The 16,624-nt window shown below is 70.5% G+C and carries 16 protein-coding genes; 5 read left to right on the top strand and 11 right to left on the bottom strand.

Annotation, left to right across the window (positions count from 1 at the left end; all coding sequences use genetic code 11):
- Positions 1 to 42 precede the first annotated feature (42 nt).
- The gene (locus IEY36_RS26125; protein ID WP_188972485.1) at positions 43 to 387 is read left to right on the top strand and encodes a phage holin family protein; all 345 of its coding nucleotides are present in this window, start codon (positions 43 to 45) and stop codon (positions 385 to 387) included.
- Between the two features lie 9 nt (positions 388 to 396).
- Here the strand turns inward: IEY36_RS26125 and IEY36_RS26120 are convergent, their stop codons facing one another.
- The 3 genes from IEY36_RS26120 to xseA all read right to left on the bottom strand — a co-directional run bounded on the left by IEY36_RS26120 (position 397) and on the right by xseA (position 3,604).
- Positions 397 to 1,005, bottom strand: a complete 609-nt coding sequence (locus IEY36_RS26120; RefSeq protein ID WP_188972483.1) for a class I SAM-dependent methyltransferase — start codon at positions 1,003 to 1,005, stop codon at positions 397 to 399.
- Positions 1,002 to 1,967, bottom strand: coding sequence for a M23 family metallopeptidase (locus IEY36_RS26115; protein WP_188972481.1), 966 nt, complete (start codon positions 1,965 to 1,967; stop codon positions 1,002 to 1,004). The genes IEY36_RS26120 and IEY36_RS26115 overlap by 4 nt, the downstream gene beginning before the upstream one ends.
- Before the next feature lie 182 nt (positions 1,968 to 2,149).
- Complete coding sequence (gene xseA, locus IEY36_RS26110; RefSeq protein ID WP_188972480.1) at positions 2,150 to 3,604, bottom strand: exodeoxyribonuclease VII large subunit; 1,455 nt, start codon at positions 3,602 to 3,604, stop codon at positions 2,150 to 2,152.
- A 50-nt stretch (positions 3,605 to 3,654) separates the two neighbouring features.
- Here xseA and purD point away from each other — a divergent pair, with 50 nt between their 5' ends.
- Complete coding sequence (purD, locus tag IEY36_RS26105; protein ID WP_188972478.1) at positions 3,655 to 4,923, top strand: phosphoribosylamine--glycine ligase; 1,269 nt, start codon at positions 3,655 to 3,657, stop codon at positions 4,921 to 4,923.
- A gap of 139 nt (positions 4,924 to 5,062) precedes the next feature.
- Here purD and IEY36_RS26100 read toward each other — a convergent pair whose 3' ends face one another.
- The 3 genes from IEY36_RS26100 to IEY36_RS26090 all read right to left on the bottom strand — a co-directional run bounded on the left by IEY36_RS26100 (position 5,063) and on the right by IEY36_RS26090 (position 8,474).
- On the bottom strand, positions 5,063 to 7,084 hold the full coding sequence (locus IEY36_RS26100) for a PAS domain S-box protein (RefSeq protein WP_229681584.1): 2,022 nt from the start codon (positions 7,082 to 7,084) through the stop codon (positions 5,063 to 5,065).
- 118 nt (positions 7,085 to 7,202) lie between these two features.
- Positions 7,203 to 7,973: a Crp/Fnr family transcriptional regulator gene (locus IEY36_RS26095; RefSeq protein ID WP_229681583.1), complete on the bottom strand. Its 771-nt coding sequence runs from the start codon at positions 7,971 to 7,973 to the stop codon at positions 7,203 to 7,205.
- 198 nt (positions 7,974 to 8,171) lie between these two features.
- A complete protein-coding gene (locus IEY36_RS26090) occupies positions 8,172 to 8,474 on the bottom strand; it encodes a 4a-hydroxytetrahydrobiopterin dehydratase (protein ID WP_188972474.1) in 303 nt (100 codons plus the stop codon).
- Positions 8,475 to 8,524: 50 nt separating this feature from the next.
- On the opposite strand from IEY36_RS26090, the gene IEY36_RS26085 reads away from it, so the two are divergent.
- Positions 8,525 to 8,917: a metallopeptidase family protein gene (locus IEY36_RS26085; protein WP_188972472.1), complete on the top strand. Its 393-nt coding sequence runs from the start codon at positions 8,525 to 8,527 to the stop codon at positions 8,915 to 8,917.
- Positions 8,918 to 9,094: 177 nt separating this feature from the next.
- On the opposite strand, the gene IEY36_RS26080 is transcribed toward IEY36_RS26085, so the two are convergent.
- Positions 9,095 to 10,231 (bottom strand): CaiB/BaiF CoA transferase family protein, encoded by a 1,137-nt coding sequence (locus IEY36_RS26080; protein WP_188972470.1) that lies wholly within the window; start codon positions 10,229 to 10,231, stop codon positions 9,095 to 9,097.
- Between the two features lie 126 nt (positions 10,232 to 10,357).
- On the opposite strand from IEY36_RS26080, the gene IEY36_RS26075 reads away from it, so the two are divergent.
- On the top strand, positions 10,358 to 11,512 hold the full coding sequence (locus IEY36_RS26075) for a sulfotransferase family protein (protein ID WP_188972468.1): 1,155 nt from the start codon (positions 10,358 to 10,360) through the stop codon (positions 11,510 to 11,512).
- 11 nt (positions 11,513 to 11,523) lie between these two features.
- Here IEY36_RS26075 and IEY36_RS26070 read toward each other — a convergent pair whose 3' ends face one another.
- The 4 genes from IEY36_RS26070 to IEY36_RS26055 form a co-directional block, all read right to left on the bottom strand.
- Complete coding sequence (locus IEY36_RS26070; protein ID WP_229681582.1) at positions 11,524 to 11,697, bottom strand: hypothetical protein; 174 nt, start codon at positions 11,695 to 11,697, stop codon at positions 11,524 to 11,526.
- A gap of 148 nt (positions 11,698 to 11,845) precedes the next feature.
- On the bottom strand, positions 11,846 to 12,835 hold the full coding sequence (gene lpxK, locus IEY36_RS26065; protein WP_188972466.1) for a tetraacyldisaccharide 4'-kinase: 990 nt from the start codon (positions 12,833 to 12,835) through the stop codon (positions 11,846 to 11,848).
- On the bottom strand, positions 12,835 to 14,208 hold the full coding sequence (locus IEY36_RS26060) for a 3-deoxy-D-manno-octulosonic acid transferase (protein WP_188972464.1): 1,374 nt from the start codon (positions 14,206 to 14,208) through the stop codon (positions 12,835 to 12,837). The genes lpxK and IEY36_RS26060 overlap by 1 nt, the downstream gene beginning before the upstream one ends.
- Positions 14,209 to 14,497: 289 nt before the next feature.
- A complete protein-coding gene (locus IEY36_RS26055) occupies positions 14,498 to 15,175 on the bottom strand; it encodes a lysophospholipid acyltransferase family protein (RefSeq protein ID WP_188972462.1) in 678 nt (225 codons plus the stop codon).
- Positions 15,176 to 15,429: 254 nt separating this feature from the next.
- Between IEY36_RS26055 and IEY36_RS26050 the strand changes: the two genes are divergently transcribed.
- Positions 15,430 to 16,623: an efflux RND transporter periplasmic adaptor subunit gene (locus tag IEY36_RS26050; protein WP_188972459.1), complete on the top strand. Its 1,194-nt coding sequence runs from the start codon at positions 15,430 to 15,432 to the stop codon at positions 16,621 to 16,623.
- Position 16,624 lies beyond the last annotated feature (1 nt).

The following is a 16,624-nucleotide window of genomic DNA, read 5'->3' as shown; positions in this document are numbered from 1 at the left end:
CCGGTGCCTGACCTATCAACATGCCGGAGACATCAGCACGCTATGATCGGCTTTTTCATCCGCACCGCCGTCACGGCCGTAGCGCTTTGGGTGGCGGTGGCCATCGTGCCCGGGATTTCTGCGCAGGATACCGGCACATTGGTCCTCGCGGCGATCGTGCTCGGCGTCATCAACGCAACGGTCCGCCCGCTCGCGGTGCTGCTCTCCATCCCGATCACCATCATCACCTTCGGGTTGTTCCTGCTGGTCGTGAATGCGGGGATGCTGGCGCTGGTCGCCTGGCTGGTGCCGGCCTTCAACGTGGCAGGGTTCGGCTCGGCACTGCTGGGCTCGATCGTGGTGTCGATCGTCTCGGCGGTGATCGGCGGCGCGATGGCGGAGAGTTGAAAGCCGGCGTCATGCCGGGCGGCGCAGTACGGCGCGGACCACTTCCGCCAGGCCCTGGTGGCGCGGGCCTTCATCGAGCCGCACGCTGCCTTCGAGCAGTTCCAGCACCTCCAGCCCGGCGAAGTGGTGTTCCACCAGCGCGCGCGACCACAGCAGGGAGGGTTCCTTCGGCCCGCCGCTGCGGCGGCCTTCCTGCGCCGGGGTGAAGCATTCCATCACCAGCAGCCCGCCGGGTGCCAGCGCACGCATCGCGCCGGCGCAGGCCAGCGCGCGGTCAGCCGGCGGCAGATGCACGAAGATCCAGGCGATGAGGTCGAAGCGCGCGGCGGGCCAATCCCAGTGCGACAGGTCCGCCGTCACCGTCGTGATCGGCACGCCGTGTCGTGCCGCGAGGGCGCGCGCCTTCTCCAGCCCCACCGCCGACCAGTCGACCGCGGTGGCATCGAGCCCCTGTTCGGCCAGCCAGACGCCGTTGCGCCCCTCGCCATCGCCCGCGGCCAGCGCGCGCATGCCGCGCCGCAGACGGTGCGCCTGCGAGAGAAGGTAAAGGTTTGGCGCTTCGCCAAACTGGAAGCCGCCGCCGGCGTAGCGTTCGTCCCAGGCGAGTGACGTGCTCATGCGCCCAACACCACCGGCTGCGGGTCCAGGAAGGTCTCGAACCAGGAGAAGGAGAAATGCAGATGCGGGCCGGTGACGCGGCCGGTCGCGCCGCTGCGGGCGACGGGTTCGCCCTTCGTCACCATCTGGCCCTCGCGCACATCGAAGGCGGAGAGATGCGCGTAGAGCGAATTCACCCCGTGCCCGTGATCGATCACCACCAGATTGCCGAAGAAGTGGAAGCTGTCGGCCAGCGTCACCCGGCCCGGCGCAACGGCCTTCAGCGGCGTGCCGGTCGGCACCGCGAAGTCGAGCCCGTAATGCGGCTGGCGCGGTTGCCCATTGAGGATGCGGCGGCTGCCATAGACGCCGGAAATGCGGCCTTGGGCCGGGGCGATGAAGCCCTCGGTGAAGCCGGTCAGCGGGCTGTCCACGGCCCGCACCGCGGCGAGTTTTTCGCGTTCGCGCAGGATGCGCTGCAGGGTTTCCGGGTCAGGCGTGACCTGTGCGGGCGGCAGGCCGTTGATGCGCTGTTCCTGCCATTGGCGGTGCGCGACGGTGAGGCGCCGTTCCTCGCGCCGGTTGTCGGGGTGGATGATCGTCAGCGCCGCGCGGGGGCCCTGGTCGCGGCTGAAGCCGAAGGCGAAGGCGCCCTGCAGGGTGACGCGCAGGGCCCGGCCATCGAGCGAGACGCGGGTGCCCGGCGCGGCCTGACCGATGACGAAGCCGCCCTGGGTGAGGCCGCGTTCGGTGAGCGTGACCGCCGCAGCGGGGCGGGCGAGCAGCAGGGCGGGGGTGGCGAGCAGGGCGCGACGGGCGAAGGCGGAGGGGCCTTGCCCCTCCGAACCATCCCACCAAAGGCCTAAGGGCCTCTGGACACCTCGATTTGGTGTTGGGCCCAACGGGGCGGCCGGGGGCGGGCAGACGTGTTCGGTCGCCGCACGCCGGAACCAGGCGCGTATCGCTCCCACTGTGCCGCGCATGCGGGAAGATCGCCCGTTGGCCCGGTCGTTCGTAGCCAGCGCGACGTCCGACATCCGTTCCTGCATCCCGTCGCCTTTTGCAACTGGGCAACCGTCCAAATCGAGGTGTCCAGAGGCCCTTAGGCCTTTGGTGGGGAGAGGCTCGGAGAGGGGCAAAGCCCCTTTCCGATCGCCCGACGCGCTCACAGCAACGACCCCTGATCCGGCGCCGGCGCCTTGCGGCGCGCCGGCGCAGCATGCCCCTCGGCAGTGGCGCGCACATCGCCATCGGCGAAGGTCAGCCGCAGCGCCTGGCCCGGCGCGACGCGCGCGGCGGCGGTGACGGCGTGCCCCTCCGCATCGCGCACCAGCGCGAAGCCACGGGCGAGCACCGATTGGTAGGACGCGCTCTCCAGCCGCGCCGCCAGCCCTTCCAGCACGGCGCGTTTCTGGCGCACCAGCGCCTGCACCGGGGCGGGGGAGAGGCGCGCCATGGCCGGCGCCGTCGCGCGCGCATCGCGCTGGCGGCCCCAGGCGGCGGAGAGGCGCAGCGACAAGCCCTGCACGGCGGCGCGGCGGGCGAGGATGCCCTCGCGCGGATGCGGCACGCGCAGGCCAGAGAGTGCCTGGCGCCGCCGGCTCAACAACCCGACCAGGGCGCGCGGCAGGCGCTCGCCGATGTCATCGACGCGCTGGCGCGATTGCGCGAGCCGTGCCGGCACATCAGGCAGGCCGCGTTCCGCGCGCAGCAGCCGCAGCCGCGCGCCGTTCAGCAGGCCGGCGGCAGCCTGGGCGAGACGCGCGGCGGTCTGGGCGAGGGCTGCCGCCATTTCCGCCCGCGCCGGCACGGCGAGTTCGGCGGCGGCGGTCGGCGTCGGCGCGCGACGGTCGGAGGCGTAGTCGATCAAGGTGGTATCCGTCTCATGCCCCACCGCGCTGATCAGCGGGATGGTGCAGGCGGCGGCGGCGCGGATGACGATTTCCTCGTTGAAGGCCATCAGGTCTTCGAGGCTGCCGCCGCCGCGCGCGACGATCACCACATCGGGGCGCGGAACGTGGCCGCCGGGCTGGATGGCGTCGAAGCCACGGATGGCGGCGGCGATCTGTTCCGCCGCGCCCTGCCCCTGCACCACCACCGGCCACAACAGGATGCGACGGGGGAAGCGCCGCGCGATGGTGGTGCGGATGTCCTGGATGACGGCGCCCTTCTCGGAGGTGACGACGCCGATCACCAGCGGCAGGCGCGGGATAGGCTGCTTGCGCGCCTCGTCGAACAGGCCTTCGTCGAGCAGACGCTTGCGCAGCGCCTCGATCTTGGCGAGCAGCGCGCCCTCGCCGGCGTATTCAAGGCGCTCGATGACCAGCTGGTATTTGGAGCGGTCGGCATAGGTCGAGATGCGGCCGGTCGCGATCATCTCGACACCGTTTTCTGGCATGGTGCCGATGTTGCGCACGCTGTACTTCCAGATCACCGCCTCGATCTTCGCGTCGGCATCCTTCAGCGAGAGATAGATGTGGCCGGAGGGATAACGCTTCAGCTCGGTGATCTCGCCGCGCACGCGCACGCGGCCGAAGGCGCCTTCCAGCGTGCGGCGGATCGCGCCGGCCAGGTCCGAGACGCTGTAATCGGGCACATTGGTGACGGTCGGGGTGTCCATGGCGCCACCCTATGCTAAGGCGCCCCCATTGCGGAACGGGGGTGGGCGCGATGAAGGTCCTGGTGGTCGGTGGCGGCGGGCGGGAACACGCGCTGTGCTGGGCGATCGCGGCATCCCCATTGCTCGACACATTGTGGTGCGCGCCGGGCAATGCCGGCATCGCGGAAGTCGCGGAATGCGTGCCGATCGGGGCGGAGGACATTCCGGCGCTGGTCGCCTTCGCCAAGGACAAGGCGGTCGACCTTGTGGTCTGCGGACCGGAGGGGCCGCTGACGCTCGGCCTGGCGGATGCCTGCGCCGCGGCCGGCATCAAGTGCTTCGGGCCGAGCCAAGCGGCAGCCCGGCTCGAAGGCAGCAAGGCCTTTACCCGCGAGGTGGCCGATGCCGCCGGCGCGCCGGGGGCTCGCTGGGCCCGCTTCACCGACCCGGCCGCCGCGAAGGCCTATGTGCGCGAGCAGGGCGCGCCGATCGTGGTGAAGGCCGATGGCCTCGCGGCCGGCAAGGGCGTGGTGGTCGCCGCGAGCGTCGAGGAAGCCGAGGCCGCCATCACCGACATCATGGAATCCCGCATCCATGGCGAGTCCGGCGCGGTGGTGCTGGTCGAGGAATGCCTGGTCGGGCAGGAGGTGTCGTTCTTCGCGCTGTGCGACGGCAGCACGGCGCTGCCGCTCGGCGCGGCGCAGGACCACAAGCGCGTCGGCGACGGGGATACCGGCCCCAATACGGGCGGCATGGGCGCCTATTCCCCGCCGCCGGTCTTCACCGATGCGCTCCGCGACGAGGTGATGGCGCGCACCGTGAACCCCGTCCTCGCCGAGATGGCCCGGCGCGGCACACCGTTTCGCGGCGTGTTGTTTGTCGGGCTGATGATCACCGCGGAGGGACCGCGGCTGATCGAATTCAATGTCCGCTTCGGCGACCCTGAATGCCAGGCGCTGATGGTGCGGTTGCGGTCGGACCTGCTGCCGGCGCTGCTCGCCGCCTGCGATGGGGAGTTGGCCTCCTTCGACCTGCGCTGGGAGAAGCTGCATTCCCTCGTCGTTGTGATGGCGGCGAAGGGGTATCCGGGCGCCTATGCCAAGTGCACGGAGATCCGTAGCCTGGAACGCGCGGCGCAGATCCCGGGCGTGCAGGTGTTCCATGCCGGCACGGCGCGGCGGGAGGATGGCGCGCTGGTCGCGACCGGCGGGCGCGTGCTGGGGGTGACGGGCACGGGGGCGACGCTCGAGCAAGCGCAGGCCGCCGCCTATGCCGCGGTGGACGTGATCGACTGGCCGGAAGGCTTCTGCCGACGGGATATTGGCTGGCGGGCGCTATAGCGCCTCGCCAGCAAGACGGCGTGCCTGGCCTTCCCGCGCCATCTTAGGGGCGTTGTTAGATGGCTGGCCTGTGAAAGTCGTCACAGGGACCTGCGGGAAGACCAGTCTCGTGGAAGGCGGCGTGCCGCCCTCGATGGGGTCATGCGGCGGCAGTCGGGGACAAATCCCGAAACACAAGCCGCGCTGTCTTTGGATCGGACCGATCGAGGATGCTGCGCTCCTCAGGTTCGGCCGTGAGGTGGTGGGCCACGGTATCGGTCGCGACACTCGCGGGCAGACATGCGTGACTGTCGGGGGGATCACCCTCCGGGACCCTGATCCTCGGGATCGGAAGCCACATGTGGCATTCGACGCCTGACGGCGCGAAATCAAGCTGCACGTCGCCGCCGAATTCAAGCGCGAGTTCCCGTTCGATCATCCTCGTGCCGAAGCCGCGCCGCGACGGGGGCCGAACAGGCGGACCCGCCCATTCGCGCCAGGTCAGCGTCACCACCGGGTCGGCCATCTCCGGCCGCCGTTCCAATGCCCAGGTCACCGCGACCCGGCCTTCGGGCACCGACAGCGATCCGTGTTTCACCGCGTTGGTGGCGAGTTCCTGCAGCGCCAGCCATACCGACACCGTCGCATCTGGCGGCAGCAGGACCGGCGGACCGTCGACGCTGATGCGTCCCGCCCTGTCTCCCGTGACGTGAGCGGTGAGGACGCGATGGACGAGCGGCTCCAGCGCGGCGCCTCCGGCACGGGTCTCGTCGAGCATGTCATGCGCCTCGGCCAGCGCGGTCAGACGCGGCCCAAAGGCATCGCGTAAGATGGCGGATGAACCACTGCTGCGCACCGCCTGTGCGGCGGCGCTCGGTGCGCCGGGAAGCGTGTCCTCTACCCGGTGGTTCAACGCGCGCAGCGGGATCTCCGTCTGCGCCAGCTCCCGCCTGGCCTCGGTACGGTCGCGCTTGATGACGACAAAGCCCCGCAATGTTCCGGCGGCGTCGCGCAGCGACGCCAACACGCCGCTCGCCCAGAACCGCGAGCCATCCTTGCGCAGACGCCAGCCTTCGATCTCGACATGATGTTGGACTTCCGCCCTATCGAGCATGTCGGCGGCGGGGCGATCGTCGGACCGGGCCTCGGGTGGGACAAGTCGATCCGGCGTATGGCCAAGCATCTCGCTCGCCTCCCAGCCAAACAACTGGCGGGCGCCCTCTGTCCAGCTCGTCACCCGGCCGGCCGGGTCGAGCGTGTAGATGGCATGCCCGATGGCATTCTCCAGAATGAGCGGCAGGCAGGCATCACCGGCGTCCGGCACCACGTCGGTCATGGTCGGACCGGCCGGCTCGGCGGCGATCAGCCGGGCGCGCCCGTCATCGGCAGCCTCGATCCGTCGGCATTCCGCCTCGATCAAGTCGATCGCGCCTTGCAGGGCCTCGCGCGCCCCGATGCGCACCGTGGCGCGCGGGGCGCCTCGTTGGCCGTCCTGATCCCCGAAGGTCCAGAACATGGCCGCCAGCTGCGCCCGCCTGCGTGTCACATCGACCAGGGCGTCGATCAGCCGTTTGGGCGCGGCCTCCTCGCCATGCCGGGAAGCATCGCGCTGCTTCAATTGACGGAGCATCGGGCCGTCCTGGCGCGACAGCGGGCCGGCCGTGAGGGCACGCACGCCGCCATGGAATGATCCGCCAAGCGGCTGACGTGCACGAGCCCTTCTGGTCGACCGTGAGCCGCCATGCCGCTGCAGGGACCCATCGGGACGTTCATCGGGCTCGCGGGCCACCGGCTCGATCGCCATGCTCGATGGCAGCATGTCGCCCGACGGGTCGGGCTCAGCCAGTGGTCCGGCGGGGGGCTGGCCCTGGGCGAGGCGCATCCGCGGGAACATGCGTCCCATTACAGAGAGCAGGGAATGGATGAGCCTCAGCCGCTCAGCGGGCTGCGCCGCGAGCTGACGACGGGATGCCGCGGCAACTTCGATCAGGACGGCGACGTCCGGATCGCCATGGGGAGGATGGGCAGCTTTGCCGAGACTGAGCAGCGACAAGCGGGCCGCCGCCTGCGACGCCAGGAGCGCGACACGCGGCCGTTGGCGTCTGAGTGCACGCATCGCGAGGTCGGTGGCGGCGAGCACCTGCTGTTCACAATCAGCCGTCTTGCCGAAAAAGAAGCTCACGACGCCCCCTTGCCGATAAGGTCAGTCTGCCGTTTAGGTCATGACCGCCTGCCCGACTGTCCGAATGCGTACAGTAGCTAAGGCTTCCCCGATATACGGCGCAGGATGTAGCGGCGGGTCAGTCCCGGCGCGCACGCCAACCCGGCCCGAGCAACCGGTCGTATTCGCGCCGGACCACGCCGTAGCATTCACAGGCATGGGCCTCGAGACCGGCCCGGTCGGTAACCGTCATGAGTCCCTTGCGATACCGAATGAGGCCGGCCTTCTGGAGCCGGCCGGCAACGACCGTGACGCCCGCGCGACGCACACCCAGCATCATCGAGAGGAATTCGTGCGTTATCGGGAACTCATCGGCCTCGTCACGGTCATGCGCCACCAGCACCCAGCGCGCCAGGCGTTGCTCGATGCTGTGGCGGCCATTGCAGGCCGCGGTCTGGGACACCTGCGCGGTGAAGCACATGGCGTAGCGCAGCACCAGCGAACGCAGCGTTGTCCCTTCCGCGGTCGCTTCCCGGAACGCCTCGGCGGACATTCGCAGGGCGACGCTGCCGGACTGCCACATTGCCTCGGCCGGAGAGCGGTCCGTGCCGAAGAAGAGGGGGAGCCCCACCACGCCCTCGCGGCCGATCAGCCCGACTTCCGCCGCGCCCCCGTCGGCGAGGACCGCGAGCATCGATATCCAGCCGCTCTCGGGGAAATGCACGGCGGTTATCGGCTCACCAGGCGCGTGCAGGACCTGCCGGATGGGATACACCACCCGTTCCAGGTGAGGCAGGCACCGCTCTAGTTCAGGCCGTGGCAAGGCTGCGAGGATGCGATTGCTTCGCGCGCGGTCAAGCGTCGTCTCAACAGCCACGGCAGGCTCCTGCGAAAATCCGGGCGGGAGCACAGGCGGCTCGTGGTCCTCACGCCAATTGGCCGGCGACCAACTTTCTAATCATAGGTACGTTACTTTCGTCGCGCCAAGAAAAAACCATCCGTTACGTACGGCGACATCCGAAGAAGCCTAGACCGGGCGACGTTTTTTTCTCGCCAGGGCGCACTTCACCAGATGAGGTTCACAGCTCGGACGATTTGTGCCGGCTGATTACCGCGCCGCCTGGCCCACCAGCCTGTCGATCGCCGTCGCCAGCGCCACGTCCCGCGCGGAAAGCCCGCCCGCGTCATGGGTGGACAGGGTGATCTCCACCCGGCTCCACACATTGGCCCATTCCGGGTGATGGTCGTGCCGTTCCGCCAGCAGCGCGACGCGGGACATGAAGCCCCAGGCCTCGCTGAAATCGGCGAAGCGGAAGGTGCGAGTGATGGCGTCGCGGCCGGCGACCATGGCCCAGCCGGGCAGGTCGCGCGCCAGGGCCGCCCGTCCCGCCTCGTCAAGTTTTTCGACCATCACTGCCTCCCTTGCTTGACGATACGACGCCCAGACCCGCATGAGGCGCCATGCGCTTCAACACCCCGCCTGGCCTCGACGATCTGGTGGAGATGGCCGAGCATGCGCTCGCCGCCATCCCTGCCCCGTTGCGCGACCTGGTGCGCGGCACCGCGATCCTGGTCGAGGACGTGCCGGATGACGAGACCTTGCAGGAGATGGGGCTCGAAAGCCCCTGGGAACTGACCGGCCTGTACCAGGGCGTGCCGCTCACCCAGAAATCCTCCGGCGACGTCGCGGGCGAGCCCGACCGCATCATGCTGTACCGCGAACCCATCCTGCTCGAATGGATCGAGACCGGGGAGGACCTGTTCCACCTGGTGCGCAACGTGCTGATCCACGAGATCGGCCACCATTTCGGCCTGTCGGACGACGATATCGAGCGGCTCGAGAAGGACGAGTAGGCGCCGCCCGACGCCCCCTCAGGCCCGCCACCAGGCGACGCGCACCAATCCGCCCGCGCGCACGCAGGCCGACGACCGCGCCCCGCACCAGATGACGGCAAGCCAAAGGCCCCGAGCCGATGGGCACCCAATGGCGGGGTGGTCTTGAGGGGCCGCGCCACGCCGTTCGGCTGACGCTCAGCTCAGCCCCAATACCTCGGCATTGTGCTCGCCAAGTCGCGGCGCGCCGCGCGCCGATCGCGGCCTTTCGCCATCGAAGGAGATCGGCAGCCCGACCACCCGCGGCCCGCTGCCGGGCAGGTCCTGCATGATGTCGATGGCGGCGAATTGCTCGCTCGCCGCTACCTCGCCGATGTCATTGACCGGCGCGCAGGGCACGCCCGCCGCCTCCAGGGCCGCGATCCATGCGTCGCGCGGGCGTGTGGCCAGCACCGCGGCGATCAGCGGGATCAGCACCGGCTTGTTGCGCACCCGCGCGGCACCCTTGGCGAAGCGTTCGTCGCTCGCCCATTCCGGGTGCCCCAGCACGGTCGCGCAGCGCGCCCACAGCCGGTCATTGCCGGCGGCCAGGCACATCGGCCGGTCGGCGCAGTCGAACACCTGATACGGCACGATCACCGCGCCACCCGTGCCGTGGCGCTGCGGGATGTCCCCGGTGGCGATGTGATTGTTGACCTGGCCCTCGACCCAATGAACCGCCGTCTCGAACAGCGAAGTATCGACCAGGCAGCCCTTGCCCGTGATGTCGCGCCGGCGCAGCGCGCCGAGTGCGCCGATCACGCAGAACATGCCGGTGCCCTTGTCGTTGATCGAGGCGCCGCAGAAGGTCGGCGGGTCCTGCGGCCGGCCGGTCACGCTCATCATGCCGCCATAGGCCTGCAGCAGCGGGTCGAAGCCCGGCTTCATCCGCATCGGCCCGGTCGCGCCAAAGGCCCAGATCGAGCAATAGACCAGCCGCGGATGCCGTTCGAGCATCGTCGCCGGGCCGATACCGATCTCATCGACCACGCCAGGGCGCAGGTTCTGGATCAGGATGTCGGCGGTCTCGCACAGGCGGTGCAGCGCCTCGACATCCTCGGCCTTCTTCAGGTCGAGCGTGATGGAACGCTTGTTGCGATTCTGGCTGTGGAAATACAGCGAGGTGACGCCGTCATCCGAGAAGGGAGGCCCCCAGCCGCGCGCATCGTCGCCGCCATCGGGCTTTTCGACCTTGATCACGTCGGCGCCCATGTCGGCCATGATCGCCCCGGCAAGAGGCCCGGCCAAGGCCTGGCCCACCTCGATGACGCGGACACCTTCCAGCGGCAGATTCAACCGTCCCACTCCCCTGCAACCCGGGCCCGCGAAAGGCCCTTTGGCGGAATGCTAGGGCAGCCGCGTTGAGCCCGATAGCCAATGGCGCGTAAACTGCCCCTGCCGCTCACGGCACAGAGATCACGCATGGCTTTGGTTCGCGACGACGTCATTCACGCCTATCGCGCGCTGCTCGGGCGGGACCCCGAAAGCGAGGCGATCATCGAATCGCGGATGGCGGCGGAGAGCATCGAGGTCCTGCTGAACGAGATCCTCGCCTCGGCGGAATGGCAGCGGCGCCAGCGGCCGCCGGAGACCGGCTCGGCGCCGCCCGGCCTTGTCACCGATGAGGAGGTGGCAGCGATCTACGGCGCGCTGCTCGGCCGCGCGCCGGAGGATGTCGGCCTCGGCCCGCGCTTCCGCGCCGCGACGATGACCGCGGTCGACCTCATGCTGTTCGTCATGCGCAGCCCGGAATTCAAGAATGGCGCGGGCAAGCGGTTCTCGCGCCCGACCGCGCCGGACGCCGCCGAGGACGCCCCCCAGCCGGCCGGCCATGGCGCGCTTCGGCTGCCCTTCAGCCTGGAGCCGCGGCTGGTGCCGCTGTACCACTTCCTGCACATCCCCAAGACCGCCGGCACCAGCCTCAACCGTGTCTTCGACCGGATGTTCCGCAGCCTGGTCTGCTACACCAGCCCGCGCGAGCTGGTGAAGGTTGTGCGCGACGACCACGCCTTCTTTCACCGCTACCTGCTGGTCACCGGGCATATCGACGTCACCAACGCGGCCGCCGCGGCGGCGGTGCGCGACAACGTGTTCCTCGCGGTGTTCCGCGACCCGGTGAAGCGCACCGTCTCGCTCTACGACTACATCCGGGCGACGACGGACCACCCGCTGCACGTCGCCATCCGCGGGCTGACGCTGGGTGAGGCCTTCCGTGGCTCGGCGCCGTTCCGCCATGTCACGGTCAATGCGCAGCTGCGCACGGTGTTCGGCGGCACCGCGATGCGCGAGGTGCGCGAGGCGCTGCAATCGCGCAGCTACGTGCTCGGGCGCGCCGATGCGCTGGAGGATTTCGTCGACGCCGTCGCGCGCTACACCGGCTTTCCGCGCCCGCCGGCCATCCCGCGGCTCAATACCGCCGAGGAGAAGGCCGGGCCCGACCTGGCCGTGACGCAGCCGGACTACCCCGAGGCGATCGAGGCGATCGCCGAGGCCAGCCGACGGGAGGCCACCTTCGTGTCGCAATGGCTGTCCCGGCCGCTGGCGACGGTCGGCACGCCGCCACGGCCGGGCGGCTGACGCGCCAGGCGTCAATCCGTTGCGAGCAGACCGCGCAGCGCGTCCAGCATGGCGGGGATGTCGACCTGCCAGCGTTCCTGCGCGCCATGCGAGGGCTCCAGCCACAGGACATGGCGATGGCCGACGATGCGCGACGGCCGTGCCATCGCGAAGCGCGTGTTCCGCCAACCCGGCGTGACGGGCATCAGTTCCGGCACTTTCGTGCCGGGCCGCGCCGTCAGCAGATGCGCGAGCGTCGCGCCATGCGGGGCGACGATGCAGTCGGCGCCACGAACAAGGGTGACCTCTGGCGCGCGGTGAAAGCGGCCGCCTTGGGCGGCGCGGCCGCCGCCGTCACGCCGGGACCGGCACCCGCGAGGCGGCGGGGTCGAGCAACCCCTCGATCGCCGCCGGTTCTTCCCATTCCAGCTGCACGGTCACCACCGTCACCCGGTTGCGGAAGGCTGGCGGGATGCGCACGAAATCCTTGCGCGTGGTGACCGGCGTGGCGCGCAGCCGGTCCGCCTCGGCCAGCAAGTCGCGCAGGTCGCCTTCATCGAAGGGGTAGTGGTCGGCATAGGATTGCCGGCCAGCCAGGAAGGCGCCGGCCTCCTGCAGGGTCGTGAAGAATTTGCGCGGATTGGCGATGCCGCAGAAGGCAAACACTGGCTGGCCGGCGAGCAGTTCGGCCTCCGGCCCCGGCTTCAGCCGGGCGCGCAGCACCGGCATGCCCGGCGGCAGCATGGCCAGGGCGCCGGTTTCGTCCTCGCCGATCAATATCGCCGCATTGCTGCGCGATGCGGCGGCGGCGACCGGTTCGCGCAGCGGCCCGGCGGGAATGACCCGGCCATTGCCGAAGCCGTAGGAACCGTCGATCACCAGCAGCGAGAGGTCCTTGGCGAGCGTCGGGTTCTGCAGCCCGTCATCCATCACGATCGCCTGCGCGCCGGCGGCGATCGCGGCGCGCGCACCAGCGGCGCGGTCGGCGGCCACCCAGGTTGGGCGCTCGGCGGCGAGCAGCAGTGCCTCGTCGCCCACCGCGGTGCTGTCATGCTGGGCGGTGTCGACGCGGGCCGGACCCTTGATCCGCCCGCCGTAGCCGCGCAGCAGGAAATGCGCGCCGATGCCGCGATTGCCCAGGCGGCGCCCGAGGTCGAGGGCGACCGTCGTCTTGCCGGCGCCGCCGGCGGTGGCATTGCCGCAGCAGATCACCGGAATCGGCGCCTGCCAGCCGGGTTGCGCCATGCGACGGGCGGTCGCGGCGGCATATAGGGCGGAGAACGGCGACAACAGGATGGGCGCGAGCCCCCCGCCACCGCCGCTCCAGAACTCTGGAGCGCGCATCAGTTCGTGTCGTCCACTATCCCTGTGTCTGGCGGGCCGGAGGTTTCCGACCCCGCCATAATCCGGCTGCCCGGTTCGGCCGCCGCCTCGTCCCGCAGCGACAGCAACGGCAGCAATGCCGCGGCGATCCGCTCGGGCAGCCCGGCCTCCTCGGCCGCCACCCCGGCGGCGGCCTCGGCCTGAGCCCGCCCCCGGTCCGGACTCGTTAGCATGTTGGAAACCGCCTCGGCCAGCGCGGCAGTGCGATCGGCGCCTGGAGGGATGCGCGTCAGACCCCCCACGGCCTCCAGCCGGCCGACGATTTCGGTGAAATTCCAGTCATGCGGCCCGAGCAGCACCGGGCAACCGAGCCGCACGGGTTCGAGCGGATTCTGCCCGCCATGGGGCACCAGCGAGCCGCCGATGAAGGCGAGCGCCGCCAGGCGATAGAACAGGCCGAGCTCGCCCAGGGTGTCGGCGACCAGCACCTCGGTCTCGGGCGTCGGGTCCTGCCCGGCGGCGCGGCGGGCGACCGCCAGCGGGGCGGCCAGGGCGGCGATGTCGGCGCCACGCTCGGGGTGGCGCGGCACGATGATGGTTAGCAAGCCGGGATGATCCGCGGCGATGCGCCGATGGGCGGCGAGAATGATCGCCTCCTCCCCCGGATGGGTGCTGGCGGCAAGCCAGACCGGGCGGCCGTCGAGCAGCGTGCGCATTCGGTCGAACTCGGCCGCCTCCACCGGCAGCGGCGGCGCGGCGTATTTCAGGTTGCCCCAGCATTGCGCCGGCGCGCCGAGGCTCCGCAAGCGGGCCGAATCGGCCTCGGTCTGCGCCAGCACCAGGCCGAAGGGGGCCAGCACCTTGCGGGCGAAACCGGCCGAGCGGCGCCACCAGCGGGCGGATCGCTCGGTCATCCGCCCATTGACCAGCACGAGGGGGATGCGGCGGCGCGCCGTGGCGGCGATCAGGTTCGGCCATAGCTCGGATTCGACGAAGACCGCCGCATCCGGCCGCCAGCCATCCAGGAAGCGCCCGACCCAGCGCGGCACGTCGAGCGGGACGAAGCGATGCGCGACGCGCGGCGCCAGCGCCGCAGGCAGCCGGCGGCCGAGCAACGTCGCCGAGGTGACGGTGCCGGTGGTGATAAGGAAGGACAGGCTCGGCGCGGCATGGCCCAGGGCGTCGAGCAGCGGCAGGATCGATAGCGTCTCGCCGACGCTGGCGGCGTGCAGCCACAGCAGCGGGCCGTCGGGACGTACCGCGCCAAGGCCGAAGCGTTCGGGCAGGCGGTGCCCGATTTCCTTGCCGCGACGCACGCGGCGACTCAGATAGGCCGGCAGCACCGGCGCCGCCGCCGTCGCCGCCCAATGCCAGGCGCAGGCCAAGGGCGTCATGCGCGGCGCCAGTCCTGGAGGCGCGCGTGCCGTCGCGTGGCGGAACCGGAGAGGGCTTTGCCCCCTCCGGACCACCCCCACCAAAGGTCTAGGGGCCTCTGGACACCAATACCTGGCGCCGGGCTGTGAGGGCCGTCTTCGCGAACAACGGTCGCATTGGGCATGGGGGGGAGTCTTGCCACTGGTCCCGCACGCGACGCGCAGTACCAAGTATCGGTTTCCAAAGGCCCCGGGCCTTTGGTGGAGTGGACTGGAGGGGCAAAGCTCCTTCGGATTCCGCCCGCCACGCTCATGCCCCCGCCATCGCATCGGCCTGCGCGCAGGCTTCGTTCAGGGCCGCTGCGATCGCTGGCAATGCAGCCTCCGCGCCGTCGCGCGCAACCGCGATCGGCGCGCCGACCACGGCGATGCCGCGGGCGAAGGGCAGTGGAAACCGCATCCGGTCCCATGACCTGGCGAGCCGCATGCGTGACGAGGCGACCGCACAGGGCAGCACGGGCACGCCGGCCATCGCGGCCAGTTGGGCGATGCCCGGGGCGGCCACCCGCACCGGCCCGCGCGGCCCGTCGGGGGTGATCACGGCGACGCCGCCACCGGCCAGGATGCGCAGCAGCCCACGCAATCCCGAAGCGCCCCCCTTGGAGGAGGAGGCGTGCACCACGTCGATGCCGAAGGGTCGCACCGCATTGGCGATCAGCCGCCCGTCGCGATGGCGCGAGATCAGCACCTGGGCACGCCGGCCACCCGCCTGCGGCACCCGGCGCGACAGCAGCCGCCAGCCGAGTGTGGCGAGCGGCAGGCGTTCATGCCAGAAGGCCAGGATCATCGGGGCGTCGCGGAAGGGGTGGGCGTGCTCCTCGCCAACCAGCGTCCAGCGGGTGGTGGCCCAGACGAACCGCAGATACAGCGCCACCAGGCGCGCCAGCATCCCCTGCACCGCGGGGTGGCGGATCAGGCGCTTGGCCATCGGGCGGGGCGGGACGGGTTGCTCACGGGCTCGGCCCTAGCATGCCGCGCCCGCAAGGCGAAACGGGACCCGCCGAGGCGTCGTCGAGCCGCCATCGAAACGGCGAGCCGCCGCAGTTTCTTTCCGGCGCCGTGGCATGCGAGAGTGCGCACGGCTGTCCGCAGCATGCATGTCCGCTTCAGGCGCTGGCGACGCAGCGAGCCTTGGCGTAGGGCGAGCAGCATTGGGGCAAATCGGTTTTGGGGATGACGTGCATGCAAGGTCGGTGCGAGCAGCGCAGCAAGCGTGGCAGGGGCGTCACTCTGACGGTCCTGTGCGCCTCGGCAGCCTTGGCCCTGCCGCTCGCGGCCTGCAAGGAACAGGCGCCACCACAGCAGCAATCGGCGATGGCGCCGGCGGTCATGGTCACCCGCGTCGCGCGCCAGCCGATTTCCCAGGGGGCGGAGTTCATCGGACGGGTCGAGGCGGTCGACAAGGTCGAGATCCGCGCCCGCGTCACCGCCTTCCTGGTCAGCCGCAACTTCACCGAAGGCGATCCGGTGAAGGCGGGCGACCTGCTGTTCACACTCGAACAGCCGCCCTTCGCCGCCGAGGTGGCGCTGCGCCAGGCGCAGCTCGAACGCGCCGAGGCCGAATTGCGCAATGCCTCCCTGCAGGTGGCGCGCGGGCGCGAGCTGGTGCGCACCAACAACATCCCGCAATCGACGCTCGATGAACGCATCGCCGCCGAGGGCGAAGCCAAGGGCAGCGCCGACGCCGCCCGCGCGCAGCTCGACCTGGCGCGCATCCAGTTCGGCTACACCGAGATCCGCGTGCCGTTCGACGGGCGCGCCGGCCGCTCGCCGATCAGCCCGGGCAACCTGGTGGGGCCCGATACCGGCGTGCTGGTGACGATCGTGCGCGAGGACCCGATCCGCGTCTCCTTCCCGGTGACGCAGCGCGAGTTGCTGCGTGTTCGCCAGGCCGGCACGAACCTGCAGCAGGACGGCATCAGGGTTCGTGCGCGGCTGCCCGATGGCGCGCTGATGGACACCAACGGCCGGCTGGAATTCATCGATGTCGCCGCCAACCGTTCGACCGATTCGGTGCTGGTGCAGGCCATGCTGCCCAACCCGAACCGGTTGCTGACGGATGGCCAGGCGATCTCGGTGGTGATCGAGGCGGCCAATCCGGCCGAGGTCATCGTGATCCCGCAAGCGGCGCTGCAGGTCGACCAGCGGGGCGCCTTCGTGCTGGTGGTCGGCGCCGACAACAAGGTCGAGGTCAAGCGCGTGACCACCGCTCCCGGCCCTGCCGGACAGGTTGTGATCACGGAAGGGCTCGAGGTTGGCCAGCTGATCATCGTCGAAGGGTCCCAGCGCGCCCGGCCCGGCCAGCCGGTGACGCCGCGCGACGAACCCCCACCGCCGGCCGGCGCCGTGCCCGCCAACGCCCCGCGCGGCGGCTGAA

The organism is Neoroseomonas lacus (assembly GCF_014644535.1).
Lineage (GTDB): Bacteria > Pseudomonadota > Alphaproteobacteria > Acetobacterales > Acetobacteraceae > Neoroseomonas > Neoroseomonas lacus.
Note: the sequence above shows the minus strand (reverse complement) of the source record. Positions and strands in the feature narration are given on the sequence as shown.

What these genes read in the sequence shown, in the direction of transcription:
- IEY36_RS26115 (WP_188972481.1), bottom strand. Translation starts at nt 1,967, where the DNA reads ATGCGCGGCACAGTGGGAGCGATACGCGCCTGGTTCCGGCGTGCGGCG.
- IEY36_RS26120 (WP_188972483.1), bottom strand. Translation starts at nt 1,005, where the DNA reads ATGAGCACGTCACTCGCCTGGGACGAACGCTACGCCGGCGGCGGCTTC.
- IEY36_RS26125 (WP_188972485.1), top strand. Translation starts at nt 43, where the DNA reads ATGATCGGCTTTTTCATCCGCACCGCCGTCACGGCCGTAGCGCTTTGG.
- IEY36_RS26090 (WP_188972474.1), bottom strand. Translation starts at nt 8,474, where the DNA reads ATGGTCGAAAAACTTGACGAGGCGGGACGGGCGGCCCTGGCGCGCGAC.
- purD (WP_188972478.1), top strand. Translation starts at nt 3,655, where the DNA reads ATGAAGGTCCTGGTGGTCGGTGGCGGCGGGCGGGAACACGCGCTGTGC.
- lpxK (WP_188972466.1), bottom strand. Translation starts at nt 12,835, where the DNA reads ATGCGCGCTCCAGAGTTCTGGAGCGGCGGTGGCGGGGGGCTCGCGCCC.
- xseA (WP_188972480.1), bottom strand. Translation starts at nt 3,604, where the DNA reads ATGGACACCCCGACCGTCACCAATGTGCCCGATTACAGCGTCTCGGAC.
- IEY36_RS26060 (WP_188972464.1), bottom strand. Translation starts at nt 14,208, where the DNA reads ATGACGCCCTTGGCCTGCGCCTGGCATTGGGCGGCGACGGCGGCGGCG.
- IEY36_RS26085 (WP_188972472.1), top strand. Translation starts at nt 8,525, where the DNA reads ATGCGCTTCAACACCCCGCCTGGCCTCGACGATCTGGTGGAGATGGCC.
- IEY36_RS26055 (WP_188972462.1), bottom strand. Translation starts at nt 15,175, where the DNA reads ATGGCCAAGCGCCTGATCCGCCACCCCGCGGTGCAGGGGATGCTGGCG.
- IEY36_RS26050 (WP_188972459.1), top strand. Translation starts at nt 15,430, where the DNA reads ATGCAAGGTCGGTGCGAGCAGCGCAGCAAGCGTGGCAGGGGCGTCACT.
- IEY36_RS26075 (WP_188972468.1), top strand. Translation starts at nt 10,358, where the DNA reads ATGGCTTTGGTTCGCGACGACGTCATTCACGCCTATCGCGCGCTGCTC.
- IEY36_RS26070 (WP_229681582.1), bottom strand. Translation starts at nt 11,697, where the DNA reads ATGCCCGTCACGCCGGGTTGGCGGAACACGCGCTTCGCGATGGCACGG.